The organism is Paenibacillus ferrarius (genome assembly GCF_002027705.1).
GTDB classification, from domain to species: Bacteria; Bacillota; Bacilli; order Paenibacillales; family NBRC-103111; genus Paenibacillus_E; species Paenibacillus_E ferrarius.
Window position 1 is genome coordinate 206,897 of sequence record NZ_MBTG01000003.1, and the last position, 16,978, is coordinate 223,874.

General features: G+C 45.1%; 18 protein-coding genes and 1 other annotated feature. Of the genes, 15 read left to right on the top strand and 3 right to left on the bottom strand.

Translation table 11 applies throughout. The annotated features are described in order from the left end of the window. Positions 1–3: 3 nt before the first annotated feature. Positions 4–717, top strand: coding sequence for a response regulator transcription factor (locus BC351_RS05070; protein WP_079409625.1), 714 nt, complete (start codon positions 4–6; stop codon positions 715–717). A gap of 1 nt (position 718) precedes the next feature. Continuing rightward, complete coding sequence (locus BC351_RS05075) at positions 719–2,611, top strand: ATP-binding protein (RefSeq protein ID WP_079409626.1); 1,893 nt, start codon at positions 719–721, stop codon at positions 2,609–2,611. Positions 2,612–2,737: 126 nt separating this feature from the next. On the opposite strand, the gene serA is transcribed toward BC351_RS05075, so the two are convergent. Next, a complete protein-coding gene (gene serA, locus BC351_RS05080; RefSeq protein WP_079409627.1) occupies positions 2,738–4,318 on the bottom strand; it encodes a phosphoglycerate dehydrogenase in 1,581 nt (526 codons plus the stop codon). 73 nt (positions 4,319–4,391) lie between these two features. Next, positions 4,392–4,622, bottom strand: a binding site (T-box leader). A gap of 235 nt (positions 4,623–4,857) precedes the next feature. Between serA and BC351_RS05085 the strand changes: the two genes are divergently transcribed. Next, a complete protein-coding gene (locus tag BC351_RS05085; RefSeq protein WP_079409628.1) occupies positions 4,858–5,181 on the top strand; it encodes a rhodanese-like domain-containing protein in 324 nt (107 codons plus the stop codon). 37 nt (positions 5,182–5,218) lie between these two features. Here BC351_RS05085 and BC351_RS05090 read toward each other — a convergent pair whose 3' ends face one another. After that, positions 5,219–6,139: a hypothetical protein gene (locus BC351_RS05090; RefSeq protein WP_079409629.1), complete on the bottom strand. Its 921-nt coding sequence runs from the start codon at positions 6,137–6,139 to the stop codon at positions 5,219–5,221. A 90-nt stretch (positions 6,140–6,229) separates the two neighbouring features. On the opposite strand from BC351_RS05090, the gene BC351_RS05095 reads away from it, so the two are divergent. The 3 genes from BC351_RS05095 (at position 6,230) to BC351_RS05105 (ending at position 8,820) form a co-directional block, all read left to right on the top strand. Then, positions 6,230–6,841 (top strand): CPBP family intramembrane glutamic endopeptidase, encoded by a 612-nt coding sequence (locus BC351_RS05095; protein WP_079409630.1) that lies wholly within the window; start codon positions 6,230–6,232, stop codon positions 6,839–6,841. Further along, positions 6,838–7,041: a hypothetical protein gene (locus tag BC351_RS05100; protein WP_079409631.1), complete on the top strand. Its 204-nt coding sequence runs from the start codon at positions 6,838–6,840 to the stop codon at positions 7,039–7,041. The genes BC351_RS05095 and BC351_RS05100 overlap by 4 nt, the downstream gene beginning before the upstream one ends. Positions 7,042–7,164: 123 nt before the next feature. Then, positions 7,165–8,820, top strand: coding sequence for a stalk domain-containing protein (locus tag BC351_RS05105; RefSeq protein WP_079409632.1), 1,656 nt, complete (start codon positions 7,165–7,167; stop codon positions 8,818–8,820). Positions 8,821–8,867: 47 nt separating this feature from the next. On the opposite strand, the gene BC351_RS05110 is transcribed toward BC351_RS05105, so the two are convergent. Next, on the bottom strand, positions 8,868–9,722 hold the full coding sequence (locus BC351_RS05110; protein ID WP_079409633.1) for a polysaccharide deacetylase family protein: 855 nt from the start codon (positions 9,720–9,722) through the stop codon (positions 8,868–8,870). 163 nt (positions 9,723–9,885) lie between these two features. Here BC351_RS05110 and BC351_RS05115 point away from each other — a divergent pair, with 163 nt between their 5' ends. The 9 genes from BC351_RS05115 (at position 9,886) to cmk (ending at position 16,977) form a co-directional block, all read left to right on the top strand. Continuing rightward, on the top strand, positions 9,886–10,203 hold the full coding sequence (locus BC351_RS05115; protein ID WP_079409634.1) for a hypothetical protein: 318 nt from the start codon (positions 9,886–9,888) through the stop codon (positions 10,201–10,203). Between the two features lie 247 nt (positions 10,204–10,450). Then, positions 10,451–11,056: a genetic competence negative regulator gene (locus tag BC351_RS05120; protein WP_079409635.1), complete on the top strand. Its 606-nt coding sequence runs from the start codon at positions 10,451–10,453 to the stop codon at positions 11,054–11,056. A 116-nt stretch (positions 11,057–11,172) separates the two neighbouring features. Next, positions 11,173–12,675 carry a DnaB-like helicase C-terminal domain-containing protein gene (locus BC351_RS05125; protein WP_079409636.1) on the top strand — a complete coding sequence of 501 codons (1,503 nt, stop codon included), beginning with the start codon at positions 11,173–11,175 and terminating at the stop codon, positions 12,673–12,675. 24 nt (positions 12,676–12,699) lie between these two features. Next, positions 12,700–13,395 (top strand): glutamic-type intramembrane protease PrsW, encoded by a 696-nt coding sequence (prsW, locus tag BC351_RS05130; RefSeq protein WP_079409637.1) that lies wholly within the window; start codon positions 12,700–12,702, stop codon positions 13,393–13,395. A 67-nt stretch (positions 13,396–13,462) separates the two neighbouring features. Continuing rightward, positions 13,463–13,618 carry a hypothetical protein gene (locus BC351_RS42665; RefSeq protein ID WP_167388004.1) on the top strand — a complete coding sequence of 52 codons (156 nt, stop codon included), beginning with the start codon at positions 13,463–13,465 and terminating at the stop codon, positions 13,616–13,618. 108 nt (positions 13,619–13,726) lie between these two features. Then, positions 13,727–15,103 (top strand): germination protein YpeB, encoded by a 1,377-nt coding sequence (gene ypeB, locus BC351_RS05135; protein ID WP_079409638.1) that lies wholly within the window; start codon positions 13,727–13,729, stop codon positions 15,101–15,103. A gap of 72 nt (positions 15,104–15,175) precedes the next feature. Beyond that, entirely contained in the window at positions 15,176–15,859 is a 684-nt protein-coding gene (locus BC351_RS05140) for a flagellar brake protein (protein ID WP_079409639.1), read from the top strand. Positions 15,860–15,929: 70 nt separating this feature from the next. Then, a complete protein-coding gene (locus BC351_RS05145) occupies positions 15,930–16,154 on the top strand; it encodes a hypothetical protein (protein ID WP_079409640.1) in 225 nt (74 codons plus the stop codon). 139 nt (positions 16,155–16,293) lie between these two features. Beyond that, the gene (gene cmk, locus BC351_RS05150) at positions 16,294–16,977 is read left to right on the top strand and encodes a (d)CMP kinase (RefSeq protein WP_079409641.1); all 684 of its coding nucleotides are present in this window, start codon (positions 16,294–16,296) and stop codon (positions 16,975–16,977) included. The last annotated feature ends 1 nt before the right edge of the window (position 16,978 follow it).

The window sequence follows — 16,978 nt, forward strand, 5'->3', positions numbered from 1 at the left end:
TCCATGGAAATGAAAGCCAGCATACTCGTTGTGGATGATGAGGAGAGAATTCGCAGGCTGCTGCGAATGTATTTGGAGAAAGAAGGCTATATCATCGAAGAAGCCGAAGATGGTGAAACGGCGCTGCGCATGGCGACAGAATCCGATTTTGACTTGATTTTGTTGGATGTCATGCTGCCGGGAATTGACGGGATTGAAGTATGTGCCCGCCTCCGTCAAGTGAAGTCAACACCAGTCATTATGTTGACGGCCAAAGGGGAAGAAACGAACCGAGTTAGCGGCTTTGAAGTAGGGGCGGATGACTATGTAGTCAAGCCGTTCTCGCCTCGTGAAGTGATTTATCGGGTGAAAGCGATTCTTCGCCGCTCCTCCGCGACAGCGTATTTGTCCAAGGATGCAAGCTCGAGCAATAATATTGTATTTCCTAACCTGATTATTGAACATGATGCCCACCGCGTAACAGCTGGAGGCCAAGAAGTTGCGTTAACGCCGAAGGAATATGAGCTGCTGCATTATTTGGCGGTTTCGCCGGATAAAGTGTTCTCGCGCGAGGAGCTTTTGAAGGATGTATGGAACTATGAGTTTTTTGGAGATTTGCGAACAGTGGATACGCATGTGAAACGACTTCGTGAGAAATTAAACAAAGTTTCCCCGGATGCTGCAGCAATGATTACGACGGTATGGGGAGTAGGCTATAAGTTAGAGGTGCCTAAATAACGTGTTTATTTTCAGAAGTGTTGTTGGGAAGCTTTGGTTAACGATTATCGGCTTAGTTGGGGTTGTTCTGCTCATACTAGGCTTTTTTCTTATCAGTTATATGCAAAATTACTTCTCTCAGGCCAATGATCAGAAGCATAACATGGAGAAGCTGGCTCTCAAATTTTCGGAGGAAGCCTCTAGTCATATGTTCAACGAACAGTTCTATCAGCTCAGCAATGAGCTGCTAGGCTTTCAAGATGCGAGAATGCTGATCATCTCGACGGATATGAAAGAAATGGATCTGCCGATCTCCAAAAACAGCGAATTAGCTACCTTTCATGTCTCGGACTTTTATACAGCAGCTGAGCTTCGTCCCGTCTTCGCGGGTCAAACGATAGCCAAGCCTGTGAATATGTCAGGCAAAGAGAAATTCAAGTTGGGCAGCGATTATCTTGTCGTGGCGGTTCCGCTGCGGAATCTGCAAGGCGGCATTGTTGGTGCTACGATGATTTATCAATCCCTGCAATCCTTAGAAGCTACACAAACGTATATGCTTAAACTGTTTATCTATGTTTCAATCGTGGGCTTTCTGATGACGACCTTCTTCGCTTTCTTCTTATTCTCCCGAATCACTCGACCGCTGCAGCAGCTGAAAAAAGCCGCGGATTTCATCACAATGGGCGAGTATGGCACTCGCGTACCGATCCAATCGAAGGATGAGATCGGGGAGCTCGCCAAAACCTTTAATCACATGGGCGAGAAGATGCAGGAGAGCATTCGCGCACTCAGTCAGGAGAAAGAGCATTTATCCAGCATTCTGCGCAGTATGACAGATGCTGTGATAACTTTGGATGCGAATGGGTCCGTGATGCTCACGAATCCGCAAGGTGAGAAGATTGTGCAGGAGTGGAGTCAAATTGAATGGTCGGAAGATGACGAGGAAACGCAGCGCTTCCGCAAGCAGGATACCGCGCTTGGCGATTGGGGACTAACGAGCTTCAGCAATCCCTACTCAAGCCCCATCCCTGTCCCGCTGATTCCTTTGTTCGAAGCGGTTGTGGATGAGTCCTCGGAAGCGGCAACGAAGCTTCATGTACAGAATGGCGTCTGGTCTGTCGCGATGACGCCGCTGTACACAAGAGATCAGGTGCGCGGCGCCGTTGCCGTCCTCCGTAATGTTACGGAGGAAGAACGGCTCGATAAGCTGCGCAAAGATTTCGTGGCGAACGTGTCGCATGAGCTGCGTACGCCGATTTCGATGCTGCAGGGTTACAGCGAAGCCCTGCTGGACGACATTCCCTCCACGCCGGAAGAGCGCGTGGAGCTGGTGCAGGTCATTCACGACGAGTCGCTCCGCATGGGGCGGCTCGTCCGTGACCTGCTCGATCTGGCGCGGATGGAAGCCGGCCATCTCGAGCTGGTGTTCAGGGAGGTCGAGGTAGACTCCCTGATCAAGCGCATGCACCGCAAATTCGCGGTGCTTGCCAAAGAGCGCGGCATCGCGTTAAGCACCGAGCTGCCGGACGAACGACTCATCCTCCTGCGGGGAGATGAGGATCGGCTCGAGCAGGTGCTGACGAACCTGCTCGATAATGCTTTCCGACATACGGCCGCAGAGGCGCGTATAGCGATGAAGGCAGAGCTGGCCGTCTACAAAAATAAGCCGGCAATTCGGATTGAGGTTTCCGATGAGGGGCAGGGGATACCTGCGGGAGACTTGCCGTTCATTTTTGAACGCTTCTACAAGGCGGATAAAGCCCGTACGCGTGGTTCGTCGGGAGGAACAGGACTTGGACTTGCCATCGTCAAAAACATCATAGAAGCCCATTATGGCAGTGTCACCGTGCAAAGTACGCTAGGACAGGGAACGACATTTACGTTATTCCTGCCTTGTGAACCCAAATTAACGTAATCTCACGGATTTCGACATAAAAAAGGCGTTTGCCGAGATGATCTCTCAGCAAACGCCTTTATTTTTGTAGAATATTCAGACAAAATCTTGTTGTTCGTGAAACACTTTGTGATTTCGTCGATATAATTAGACCGTAAGAGCTCTTACATTCACGATTTCTGCTTGTTTCGTCAGTTCTTCCAGTACTTCGGCAGGAGCGGATTTATCAATCGTCAAGACCATGATAGCCGAACCGCCGATCACTTTACGACCTACCTGCATGGTTGCAATGTTCACGTTGTTCGTTCCTAGGAGCGTACCTACGCGACCGATAATACCAGGTTTATCGTTATGGGAAATTAATAACAAGTTGCCTTCAGCAGCGAAATCCACCGGATATTGATCGATACGAACAATACGCTCGCCGTAACCAGCTAATAAAGTGCCCGCAAGTGTTTTTTCTTCTTGTTTTGTTTTCACGGTAACAGTTACCAAGTTGGTGAAGCTGTTGGAAGTGTTTGATTTCTGAACCACGATATTCACATCGCGGGATTTGGCCAAATGCATCGCATTAACGATATTGATGCCTTCAAGCTGGTTCTCGAACACACCTTTTACAATGTAGCGAGTTAATGGACTTGTGTCGACATCAATTAAATCACCGGCATAGTTAACGACGATTTCATAAACAGCACCTTGTGCGATTTGACCAAGAATCGAACCGATTTTTTCGCCAAGTCCGAAATAAGGCTGCAGCTTATTCAACACATTCGCCGGAACCGGCGGCAGGTTAACGGCATTTTTGAAAGGCTCGTTGCGCAGAATGTGAAGAACTTCCTCGGATACGTCAATCGCAACATTCTCTTGCGCTTCAATCGTGGAAGCACCCAGATGTGGAGTTACGATAATTTTCGGATTGTTCAAGAAAGGGTGATCGTGCTGCGGAGGCTCAACTTCGAACACGTCGAATGCAGCTCCAGCTACAATGCCTTGATCAATAGCTTCGACCATTGCCATTTCATCGATAATCCCGCCGCGCGCACAGTTGATAAGGCGCATGCCTTTTTTCATAATATCGAATTGTGGTTTGGAGATAAGATGGCGCGTCTCTGGTGTAAGTGGTGTATGCACCGTAATGAAATCAGCTTTGGCAACAATTTCATTCACAGTACCAAGCTTAACACCGATTTTCTCAGCGCGTTCTTCCGTTAGGAAAGGGTCGTAACCGATAACTTCCATCCCGAATACTTTTGCGCGTTTGGCAACTTCACTGCCGATACGTCCCATGCCGAGAATACCCAGCGTTTTGTTGCGAAGCTCAACCCCGATAAATTTGCGATCCCATTCGCCGCCAACGGTTTTTTTGTAAGCTTGTGGAATCATACGCGCTGTGGACATCATCATAGCGAACGTCAACTCGCAAGTAGCAATTGTGTTCCCGTCTGGAGCATTGATGACAATAATCCCGCGTTTGGTAGCTGCTTCCAAATCAATATTGTCGACACCGACACCAGCGCGGCCAATGACCTTCAGCTTCGTGCCGGCATTCATAATTTTCTCTGTTACTTTTGTTTGACTGCGAACGAGAAGGGCGTCATAATCACCAATGATTGCAATAAGTTCATCTTCAGAAAGACCTGGTTGTTTAACAACTTCTACATCGGTTGCATCATAAAGCATTTGAATTCCCATGTCACTAATTGGATCGGATACTAGAACTTTGTACATAATTCGGTTCCTCCTTAGAATATGAACATAAAAAAACTCCCAGCCCTCAGGTACAGACATGTCATGTCTGTAGCCAAGGGACGAGAGATTGCTTTCGTGGTACCACCCTAGTTCGCTGCCCATTCGCACGGGTAGCCTCAATTGGTCTTGCGACCTGGAACTGTAACGTGTTCCGCACCGATTGCATCTACTTGAATTCAATGCAATAACTCTGGAGTGCTCCGCAAATATTCGCTGCCGATTCTCACCTGCCATCGGCTCTCTGAAAGCTACTTTACTTGCTTGGCTCCGTCAACGCTTTACTGTGATAGAATTTTCATTAGATTACCATGCGTTTGAAATCGTGTCAATACATGTCGAATCATTTTTACAGGAAAGTTACAAATGATTTTAGTGCAAACGGATTCAAAGCTTTTTGTTTATTTTAATGCAATCGTGAGGAGAAAGCAATGTCATTTTGCTTGTATTTTGGCCCGATTTTAGCTATTCTACAGGATATTATCTATTGTTGTGATTAGAGGATGAGAGGAAGTAAGAAGATGGAAATATCCAGCATTCACCCGCAAAAATTTCTTGACCTGCTGAACGAGCAAGAACTTAAAGATAGTGTCATTATTGATGTCAGAGAACTGCATGAGTGGGAATATTATCATTTGGATGAAGCGAAGCTGATTCCAATGCAGCAGATTCCTCCACGAATCGGAGAGCTTCCGGAGGATCAAGATATATATCTGGTTTGCGCTCATGGCGTGCGGAGCTACCGCGTAGCGGAGTATTTACAGGAGAATGGCATTGAACGTGTCATTAATGTGGATGGGGGCATGGCGGCAATTGCGATGCTTCGCGGCTTCCAATACGATTAAAGCAAAAAGCCGAGCGCAGCAGCGCACGGCTTTTCATTTAATTCACATCCGAGAAGAAAGGCAGCTGAGGCAGATCCGCTTTCGGATACCATTTGGCTTTACCTTTGACGAAGTCACCCGATCGAACTGCATTCGTACTGAGCAGTAGATCTATCGTTTGATTTACGTCGTTGACGTTTAATTTCTTGGCTTGTCCGGAGGCAATGAATTCATCAATACGAATTGTGAGGTCTTGTGGATAAAAAGGGATAAACGTTTTGTTTTTGAGCAATTTGGATGTGATATAAAGATTCTTAACATTAATGTTCATGGCACGCCATTGATCCAAATTGGCATTATTGTTCGGATCGAAGTTCTCGATATCCGGATCGATGGTGCCGTTCCAAGCGACAATCGAATCAAAGTAATTTTTCTGAGCGGTCAAGGCCTGATCTTTCGCTTCAATGAAGTAAGGATCTTTCTGTATAGCATCCAGCAGCTGACCGCCGCTTAATCCATTGGCCTTCCCTTGGTACCCTTTGAGGGTATCTGCAAAAAGCTTTAAGCTTTTGAGATAGCCTTGATGGGACTGAACCAGCAAGGGAGAGGAGGCTGGCATATTCTTGCCTTGCAAGACGGTGTATTTCTCATCTGCAAGCTTGTACAGCTCCTTCAGAACTGCCGAAGCATCAACGGTAGAGTTGCCAAGTTCGATTTGACTCATCCGTTCAAACCATTTATTCTGAAATTCCCTAAAGGGCAAAAAGATGGTATGGTAATATGATACGAGTACTTGTTGATCGTAGGCTCCGAATTCTTGAACGACAGCTTTATCGGCGTTCAAAATCTTGTCATATTTTTGATCTGATTTTTCCTGGCCGACTCTTAAACCGTAGAAAAAGGCGCCAAGGGTACAAACAAGCATAAAGATAAACATGAGGGCGAATAAATAATCTGTGCGGGTAAGACGCTTATCCATAATCAAGCTCCTTATTCTCTCTTTTTCTTTTAACTTAGTATAGGGGAAATAGCTATAAAAGGGAATATGTCACGAAAAGAGGCAGCATCCATGAAAAAATTCGATTTCAAGAACATTCGTTTTGGCAAAGTTGATATGAATGAATTAAATGACCGAACTTTATTGCTTAATCTCTACATAACCCAAGTGCTTACGCTTATTATCGGAATTATCATCCTATTTTTTCAGAGCAATTCAAATATTCTTTCCATGTTCACGTTTCAGGGCGGTTGGAAGATCCCTCTGTGGGGAAGTATATTTGCATTGGTCGTTCTTGGTGTCGACATCTTGATCTCAAGATGGGTACCCAAAGAAGTGTCTGATGATGGCGGCATTAATGAAATGTTGTTTGGCAAAAGGGCGCTATGGCATATTGCGCTTATTTCACTCATTGTGGCTATCTGCGAAGAACTGCTGTTTCGTGGAGCCATTCAACACGCTTGGGGACCCTACTGGACGAGTATTTTATTCGCGGCTATTCACATTCGGTACTTACAGCACTGGTTAATGACAGGAATGGTCTTTAGTATTAGTTATGGACTTGGTTGGATTTATCTTCAAACAGGAAGTCTATGGACGCCTATTATTGCCCATTTTATAATTGATTTTGTGATGGGCTGCATACTTCGCTACAGCAAGGAGGAGGAAGAGCAGAGCGTATGAATGTAGAAGGAAACACGCCTCTACGGTCTAATCGTAGGTCGGAGGAGATGCCAGTTGATGAAACTTATTTACCGCCGCGCAAAGTGGTGCATCCTTCTGAGCAAGGAAAGTGGACTAGCATTTTCTACCTCTCCCTACTCTGGATTTTCATTATTCTTGTCATCGGTCTTACCGTTTGGGGGATTAAGTATTACACCTAGACCTATAAAAATAGGACTGTCGAACTATGTCGAACTATATTGAATAATGGCACATGAGAAGCTATGATAGATTCATAGCTTTTTTTGCTGTGCATACTTTCTTATAGGAGGAGATTCAGGGAGATGAGGAACTTGAAAACACCGAGATGGATTTCCTATGTTAAGCTTGTAGCAATCTTGTTTCTTCTTGTACCCAGCTTCATTTGGACGGCCAAGCCCGCCTATGCGCTGACATACGAGTACTTGAATTACCCGCAAGGAAAAGTGGGCATTGTACGTCCCGTTATTGGTCTTAACGTGACATTCAGTGATGGAATGACACCTGAAAGCTATCACTTTTATGTCAATGGTGAAGAAGTAGCCGTCAATTATGATCCGGCCTCGGCGAAATACGATTATGTGCCCAAATCCGATTTGCCACCCGGGAATTATCAAGCAAGAATGGAGTTTCAATTCAAAGGCTATTCACCGATCAAAGTCGAATGGTCATTCTCTGTAAGCAATACCGCGGTTTCTTTGGCTTCAACCTTAAGCAAAGAGCAGGAAGACGGACTTCAAGCCATTAATGATTATCGAATGAAGCTTGGACTTTCCAAAGTAAAATTCAGCGATGGGCTGAATACCGTGGCTCAGAAGCATGCCCAATATTTATCGCAAAATAAAATAGATCCGATAAAAACGTCGGTCTCTCTGCACGATGAGAATTCGGCATTGCCAGGATTTATTGGCAAATCGTTAAAGGAACGAGCGCAATATATCGGATACACAGGAGCCAGCAGTGAAGATGTCGCCTATAATCCGGTGTCTCTTATCGAAGCAATTGACAGCCTGTTTGATGCTCCTTATCATCGTTCTCCTTTTTTGGCGCCAAATCTTAATGAAATAGGCGTATTCCGAGCTGGTGATTATCATGTCATTGAATTCGGCTTCGCAGACGGTGGTACACCAGAGATTGTAGTTTCTCCTAGCAGTAATGATGGTTATGTGCCAACTACTTTTGACGGACATGAAACGCCTGATCCGCTGCGCATTCATTCAAGCTTGAACTATCCAGTGGGATACCCGGTTATGGCTGCTGTGAATGGTCAAGGCGTCAAGAAGGTTACCTTGGTAGATGCCGAAATACGCGATGAAAGCGGGACCGCGTTGACCTTGCTCAAGAATGATTCAAGCAACGACAATCATTTGACCAATGAAGTTATTGTCATGCCGGATAAGCCGCTCGCATTTGATCGTACGTATAAAGCGAAAATTAAGCTATCCGCCGTAATGGAAGACGGCACGTCAAAGCTTTTCTCAAAAGAATGGACGTTCCATACGGAACCAAGCTCAGGTTTAGGCGTGGCTAAGCTTCATGCGGACGCGGCTGCTTATACGGCGCAGATGGCCCAGCCTCTTCAGCTCGGAGCACATGTCGTGACTTTTGGGTTGAATGGAGATACCTATACCCTTGATCAAGTTCCTTTTCCGATGAAGCAGAAGCCTTACATTCAAGATGGCAGCTCTTATTTATATATTCGTGATCTAGCCGCGGCGCTTGGTGCAACGGTGGAATGGAATGATCAATTGAAGGCCGCCGTTTACAAAAAAGGGGATAAAAATCTTCTCTTTTACACCAATCGCAGTGCTTTCAGCGTAAATGGGGTGGAGACGATAACCCAAACCCCGGCACTCCTTATTAATGAAACAACGATGATTCCGGTCCGATTGCTTTCAGAGGCACTTGGCGCGAATGTGGCATATGACGAAAGTACAAGAACAGTAACAATCAAGTATTAAAAGTAAAAGCCTTGCATTCCCACGTTGGTGGATTTGCAAGGCTTTTCTCATCTCATTTCAAGTTCTATGGCATTGGGATCTACGAAAGAGTATCCCTTTTCTTCAAGCTGCGTCAGCAAGGTATCCAATGCTTTCACTGTCCAAGGCAGCTCATGCATCAAAATATTGCTTCCGTTATGCAGCTGCTTCATGACATTCTCAATGACTTTGCCAGAGTCATTTTTTTTATTGGTCATTTCCCAGTCCAGAGAACCGTTTGACCATGTCATATAGAGCATCCCATTGCTCTTGATTTTGTTTTTCAGGTAATCACTGCCGGATCCGAACGGAGGTCGGAAAAATTGCGGGGCTTCTCCGATCAGTTCTTTAACAATTTTCTGTACATCGTCCACTTGCTGATCTGTTTTTTCCTTGTTCATATCTTTTAAATTATCGTGATCCCACGCATGATTCCCAACGATGTTTCCGCTATCGTGAACCAGCTTGACAAGCTCAGGCTTCTGCTTGATTCGGTATCCGTTCATGAAGAAGATGGCTTTCGCCTTATGTTTGTTTAGCGTGTCAATGAGAGCTTGGTTCATCTCTTGTTCTTTGGGACCGTCATCAAAGGTCAAGAGGACCACTTTTTTGTTCCCGTTCGGATCGTTAGGGACAATATCATAATTTTTGTTCATATGATATTCCTTCTTGACCTCTTGTTGAGCAGGTTTCGTAGGCTCAGGCGTTGGTGTCGGAGTCGCAGTGGGCGTAGCTGCTGGACTGGGGGTTGACGCGGTTGTTGCTGCTGGCGCGGAAGATGAACTTGCAGCCGCTGCCGGGCCTTTGCTGGGTTGATTATTGCTGCATGCTGCAAGCAGTATCATGACACTAATTAACAATACACTGGCTTTATTTGTTTTCATATTTAGGTTCTCCTCAGGTTGATAACTTGTTGATCTTATCTTATAGTACCACATTTCGATGATCTCATATCTCCTTTGTTTTCCTCCTGATTTGGCGTATGTCGACGTACGAACTCGCGCAACCTATAGAGGATTCATACTAATTTGCATGGAGGGAGACCCAATGAAAATAGGGACATTTTTGTTAGGTGGTATTGCCGGTGCTGCAGCGGTCGTCTATCTGAATCGTAAAAGCAAGTCCATGTTGTTCTCAGCATTCAGCTCGTCCAGTGAATCCATGGGCAAAGTAGTAGATAAAGCGAAGGATACCTTCACAAGTAAAACCTTCAACAGCACCTCCACAGCACCTAAAAGCTTCACGAATTCGGGAGCCAGCAACTTGACGCAAGTGGAGAAAATCGTCAAAGAAGATCCTAGCTTGAAGGCTACGGTAAACGAGATCTTAAGCGAAAATAAGGAAAATACATCAAGCATCCAATAAAGCAAGCTTAAGGCGCAGTCAGGCATACCCACGGGGCCGGCTGTGCTTTTTCTTTTATACATAACTTAACGCGTGCATTTGGAATCATTTAATGTTAACATGGTAGGTGAAAACGATTAAAGGATACATGTCCAATTCGTGCTCATGGACTCACCTTTTTTTCTTTGTTATCATATTCTGTTGTAATAAGATGACCATGCTTTCGATGCAAGCTTTCCTGTCGGAAAGCTCAAAGGAGGATCCTATCATGAAAATAGAACGCTTAAGTCAGGATAAGATACGGATTTTCCTAACATTCGATGACTTAACTGAACGCGGAATTCAAAAGGACGATATGTGGAGAGAAATCCCCAAAGTACACGAATTATTCAGTGAAATGATGGATCAAGCCTATTCCGAGCTCGGATTTGACCCGTCCGGCCCACTTGCTGTCGAAGTATTTGCACTTCCGGCGCAAGGCATGGTTGTAATTGTAACCAGAGGAAAACTTGATTTATATGCGAATTCAGACGCGTATGATGATCAAGAAGCTGAAGAAGTGTATGAAATGGAAGTAACGCTTGAACAAAGCGATCTGATCTCCTACTCATTCCGAGATTTTGAAGATCTGTTGCGTGTATCCAAAGTAATTAATCCCCTTCTGATGGAAGGCGGTACCCTGTATTCTTACAAAGGGAAATATATTTTGCAGCTTGAGCCTGTAGATCTCGAAGATACGAAGTACCAAGCGTTAATCGCATTCTTGTCTGAATTCGGAGAAGCAGCTTCGGTTACGCAAGCAGTACTGGAGGAGTATGGGAAGACCATTATCGCAGATGATGCTGTGAAGGTCCTTTGCCGACACTTCAAATAATCCTTCATTCTTGCTTTTTATTGTAGAATGAAACAAGCATCTTCAAAAACAACTGTTTTTGTTGGTGCTTTTTTTAGTTGGAGCAGCTACTTAGAGAGAGCAATGGGGGAACTTACATGACAAACATAGAACGCAAACAATTGGTGCCCACTTTGGCTGCTGTGGATTTGGATGGTTTATTAGGCTATTACCAGAAGCAGATGAGAGAAGAGGCTTTTTTTTATTTGCATAAAAGGGGCATCACCGAGGAAACCGCACAGCAATATCGCATGGGCTTTGAAATCGGTAAGATTGGCTTCTATGTAGATCAGAATCAACTCGGAGATTACTTTGAGCATCGGGTGATAGTTCCGATTCGTAATTATGAAGGAGAAATTGTTGATCTCATTGGCCGTTCTATTGACAATAGGGAGCCTAAATATAAAGCTTTATACGGTGTGGATCAATATCTGTTTAATTACTCGGCCTTGGAAGAATCGGATGAAGTCGTATTATGCAATGGCATATTTGATGTCTTAACATTGAATCAGGTCAAAGTGCCGGCTATTTGTGTGCCAGACTTCGGGGTATTCAAAGAACAGCACCTTGCCCTTTTTGCTGACAAACGTGTTTATATCTGCATGGGGAATGATGAATCCGGCCGCAGGGAATCCACGCGAATAGAAGCCCTTTTGAGAGAACATGGGAATGAAACCTACATTATTAGTCTGCCCGAAACGATTCGAGATATTAACGATTTATTTGTAAGAGCCCAGAACCCGGCGGAGACTTTTCTATCGCTGGTCAGCCAGTCTGTTGAGGAAGCTACCTTAGCCCCCGTTGCGCCGGATATTAAGAATAGTACCGTATATTTGGAAGAATATATGAAGCGATTCCGCGGCCAAGTAGCTAATTTGCGTACAGGCTTTGCCAAGTTGGACACGCAGCTCTTCGGTGGCTTTGGGAATGGACTTTATTTGCTTGCCGGTGTTGGCGCTGTTGGCAAGAGCATGCTGTTGAAACAAATCGCGGATCAGTTGGCTGCAGACGGGACGCCGGTTGTTTTTGTATCCTGGGATATGACGAATTTTGAGTTGTGGTCCCGCAGTATTGCACGTATTATAGGAATAGAGCCGCAGAAAGTGCTTGGAGGGAAAGTTGAACCTGAGCAGGTGGCTGAAGCGAATAAACAGTACGCGAAAATAAGCAAGATGCTTTGGATGGTGGAATGTACGATGGATACTACGCTTGATCAAGTGGCAGCATCTATTGAACGAATTGCCGTTAACGTTGGCAAAGAGCCGGTTATTTTCATTGATCACTTGCAGCGTATTCCGGTAACGAATGGGAAGTCGCCGTTAACCTGGCAGCAGCAGCAGGCTGCTATTGCCTACACACTTAAACAATGGTCAAGGGAATGGAATTGCCCCATCATCGCTGCGACAGCTATTGAACTCGGGCAAGATAATGTTCCCGATAGCGTGCAGGCATCTGCTGACGTGGTGATGATTATGCAGCCTGTGAAGTCAGATGACGAGCAGCAGCAGGCCATTTCGCTTGTTCTGACGAAGAATCGCAACGGAACGATAGGGAATATCCCACTTATTTTTCATAATGATCGTGCTCTATTTACAGAATAATTCATTGAAAAGGGGGACTGTAAGTTGCAAATTCTGCCGATTATTCTGGCAGCCGTAGCGCCAGGTCTCTCGCTGCTTGCTTACTTTTATCTGAAGGACCGTTATGAGACGGAACCGATTCATTTGGTCATTCGAATGTTCGTGTTCGGCTTTTTGCTTGTATATCCTACGATGGCGCTTCAAAACGCTTTTATCAAGGAAATCGGCGAAGGTACATTTATCACTGCCTTTTTTCTTTCCGGCGGGATTGAAGAATTTCTAAAATGGTTTGTCATCTATCACATTATTTTCAAGCACAAAGATTTCGACGAGCCTTACGACGGGATCGTCTATGCGGTTGCGGTAAGTTTGGGCTTTGCCACTTTGGAGAACATTATTTATGCTTTCCTGAACGCTACATCGTTCTCTGCGCTTATGATTCGCGCCTTGCTTCCAGTATCCGGGCATGCTCTGTTTGGGGTAATGATGGGCTACTATTTAGGCAAAGCCAAATTCATTCCCCATAAGGCGTCGCGCTATTTGTGGATCTCTCTGCTATTGCCGATATTCTGGCATGGATTGTTTGATTATATTTTGCTTGTTTTCAAATCGAACTGGATTTGGATTATGATTCCGGTCATGGGTTATCTCTGGATGCGGACCATCTGGCGGGTGGACCGGGCGAATGCCCATTCTCCGCTTCGCGTCGTGACGACAGAGGAGAAGATTAAAGTCAGTTAAATTGGGTCATAATGGACGGTATAGATGGCATTCCTGGACGAAGCCAGGGACGACCGGGAGGGTATACATGTCCACAACACGAGTGAAAGTGAAGATCCGCTGTCGACAATGCGGCGAGAAGTTTGTGCTGAAAGGCAAAAGGGATAAAGGGAAGATCGAAACGGGATTCCGGCAATGTATTTGCAGCAATGAGCATGATTTTGAAATAGAAACAGAAGATTAGCGAGGGGCCATTCTTTCCGAATAGGCCTCTTTTTGTTGTCATTTCTGCATAAACCTGACTTTCCACGTAAAAACTAAGCGCAAGTTTGGGAATGAAAGGAGCAGTCGCGTGTATAAAAGATTAAGTATTGTTATGTTTCCATTCCTTTTGCTAGCCGTAATTGGCGCATCTGTATGGGGGTACTTAGAGCACCAGGAGAAGAATACGATTTTGATTAAAGCAGAAAATCAATATCAGAGAGCATTTCATGATCTGTCCTTCCACGTAGACAAGCTCCACACGGAGCTCGGCAATACGCTAGCCGTTAATGCGACGTCGGAGCCATCTTATCGTAAAGGATTGGTCAATGTTTGGCGGTTGACAAGCCAAGCTCAAAGCGATATTACACAGCTTCCATTAACCTTGCTGCCGTTTAACAAGACCGAGGATTTCTTGGCGAATATGGCCAATTTCTCCTATCGCATGTCGGTTCGGGATATGACGAAGCAGCCGCTTAATGAACAGGAAATCAAAACGCTGTCAGCACTGTACGATCATTCTTCGGAAATTACGAAGGAAATACGCGGCGTCCAGGATAAAGTCATCGCAAACAATCTGCGTTGGATGGATGTGGAAATGGCTTTGGCCTCCGAGAAGGAAACGCGTGATAATGCGATCATTGACGGCTTCTCTAGCGTTGATAAAAAAGTTGGAGCTTATGAAGAATTAAATTGGGGTCCAGGGAATTTAACGATTCTGTCCAAAAATAATGTCAAAATGCTATCGGGCAATGACATGACAGCAGATGAAATTAAACAGAAGGCAGCAACATTCCTTGGAGTAAGCGATACAGCGGCTATGAAAGTCGTGGAGAATGGCGGCAGCGCGCCAGAACTTCAAAGCTTTAGTGTCATCCTGCCGGCTTCTCAAGGCAGTGAAAATGATACCCAACTGGATTTTACCAAAAAAGGCGGGCATCTCATTTATTTTATGAAGCCGCGCAATGTGCAAGCCTCGAAGTTTGATCTTAGACAAGCGCGCGATATTGCCAACGAATTTCTAGATCAACATGAATATAAAGATATGAGTGCGGTAAGTTATGATCAATATCAGAACACTGCAAATATTATATTTGCCAAGCGCGAAAAGGATGTGACCATCTATCCGCAGCAAATAAGCGTTAAGGTTGCTTTGGATACGCTGGAAGTAACGGGTGTGCAGGCTACGGATTATATTTATGGACAAAAGCAGCGAAGCTTGGGCCAGCCTAAGATTACTGCGACTGAAGCCCGCAAACAGCTGAGTCCCAATATGAAGGTGACCAGCGAGACTTTGGCGATTATCAATAATGACTTAGATGAAGAAGTGCTGTGCCACGAGTTCATCGGTACTATGAACAATAACATTTATCGTGTTTATATGAATGCTGATCTGGGTGTACAGGAGAAAATTGAAACGATCCGCCCTGAACAAGCAGAGGCTGCCTCTGGTGCGGCTAAGAAATAGCGAGAAAGAAGCTGGTTTATTCCCCAGCTTCTTTTTTTTTTGCTATCATAATTAAAGTGGCGTGGTATAATTATGTCATATTATCTCACGGAGGTGCAGAAATTGCTTCCCAAGGTCAACCAGATTTTGCATATGAATATTAATAGTATTGATGATGAAGAGTCCAGAATTGAATACAAATCCAGAATTGCTGATGTTACGGAAGATGAATTAGTTATAGAAATTCCGTTGAATGAGAAGACAGGCAAACTTAAGAAGCTCTATCAAGGTGATGAGCTAAGCACGTTTTTCTTAGGGGATGGAGGCGTGAAGTATTACTTCACAACTTCTGTCGTCGGGTACAGAGAAGACGTGATTCGTCTAGTCGAATTGCGTAAACCAACGCTTGAATCCATTACGCAAATTCAGCGCAGAAATTTTCTGCGGGTGCTTGCTGAACTTGAAATTGCGGTGAAATTGTCGGACCAAATTCAGTTTATCGGTGTTACCGATGATGTAAGCGGAGGAGGCATCTCATTTATCTGTGATGGACAAGTTCCCATCGGGATGAATGCGGCGATTTCCTGCTGGATTCTTGCACCATTCAAAAATGGCAATATTGAACATATCCCATTCAGTGGTGAAATCGTTCGTGTCAAGCAGCTCGAATCAGGCAAACAGCTGGCGATGGTTAAGTTCGTTGATATAGCCGATCGCGAGCGTCAAAAATTAATTCGTTTTTGCTTCGAGAGACAGATGGATTTCCGCAAAAGATAATCGGCATGAGAAGCTCAAGGCATGGACATACTAGCAGAAAATATGTCTATGCGAGCAGGTGAGACGTCCCATGTCTTCGGAACAAGAACAGAAATCCTACGAGCAGCTGTTTATCCTTTTCTCTGCCAAAGTAGAGAAAGTGATTATTCGGACAACGCTCGTATTTTTCATTTTATTGATTTGTGCGCAGGCTTTGCTGCAAATTCCGTATATTCGCAAACATTTTACACGTGTCGAGCCATTGGAGGGAAAGCCTTATATAATGCCTCATTCAGGCGACGAAGAGCGCTCTTAAAGACACTCTAGCGCTCTCTTGCAGAGGTCCAAGTTTTGCATATGCCGTAGTAGTGTGATATAATTTGAATTAATTAGCAGGCAGTGCCTGCTTTTTTGTTCGTAAGGTACTGTAAAGTATTGTTGGGAGGAACAGCAGCTTGGAAAAGTTCAATATTGCCATAGATGGTCCTGCTGGAGCCGGTAAAAGTACCATTGCACGGTTAGTCGCCGGAGCACTTGGTTTCGTTTATGTGGATACAGGAGCCATGTATCGAGCAGTAACATGGAAAGTACAGCATGAAGGGCTGCAACCTGAACAAGAAAATGAAGTAGCTGCTATGGCGAATCGCATGCAGATTGAGCTTATTCCTCGCGAGGAAGGACAGCAAGTGATCGTGGATGGTGTCGATGTGACCAAGGCAATTCGCACAACGGCCATTACGGACTATGTTTCCTTAATTGCAAGCTATGGAGCTGTACGTCAGCTTCTTGTAACACTGCAGAAGCAAATGGCTATATCCAAGGGTGTTGTTATGGATGGCCGGGATATTGGCACACACGTGATGCCGGATGCAGAGATCAAGGTCTTTCTGACAGCTAGCGTGGAGGAACGAGCCGAGCGTCGTTTCAAAGAAATGCAGAACAGCGGCATAGGCAGCATGACTCTTTCCGAACTGGAGCAAGACATCGCTAGACGCGATCAATTGGATCAAGATCGAGAGATATCACCGCTTAGGCGTGCTCATGATGCTGTGCTAATGGACAGCACCTCGATGACCATTGAGGAAGTTGTAGACGAAATACTTGGGCTTTGTAAAGACAAAGTCGGAGGTGGCAAATAAG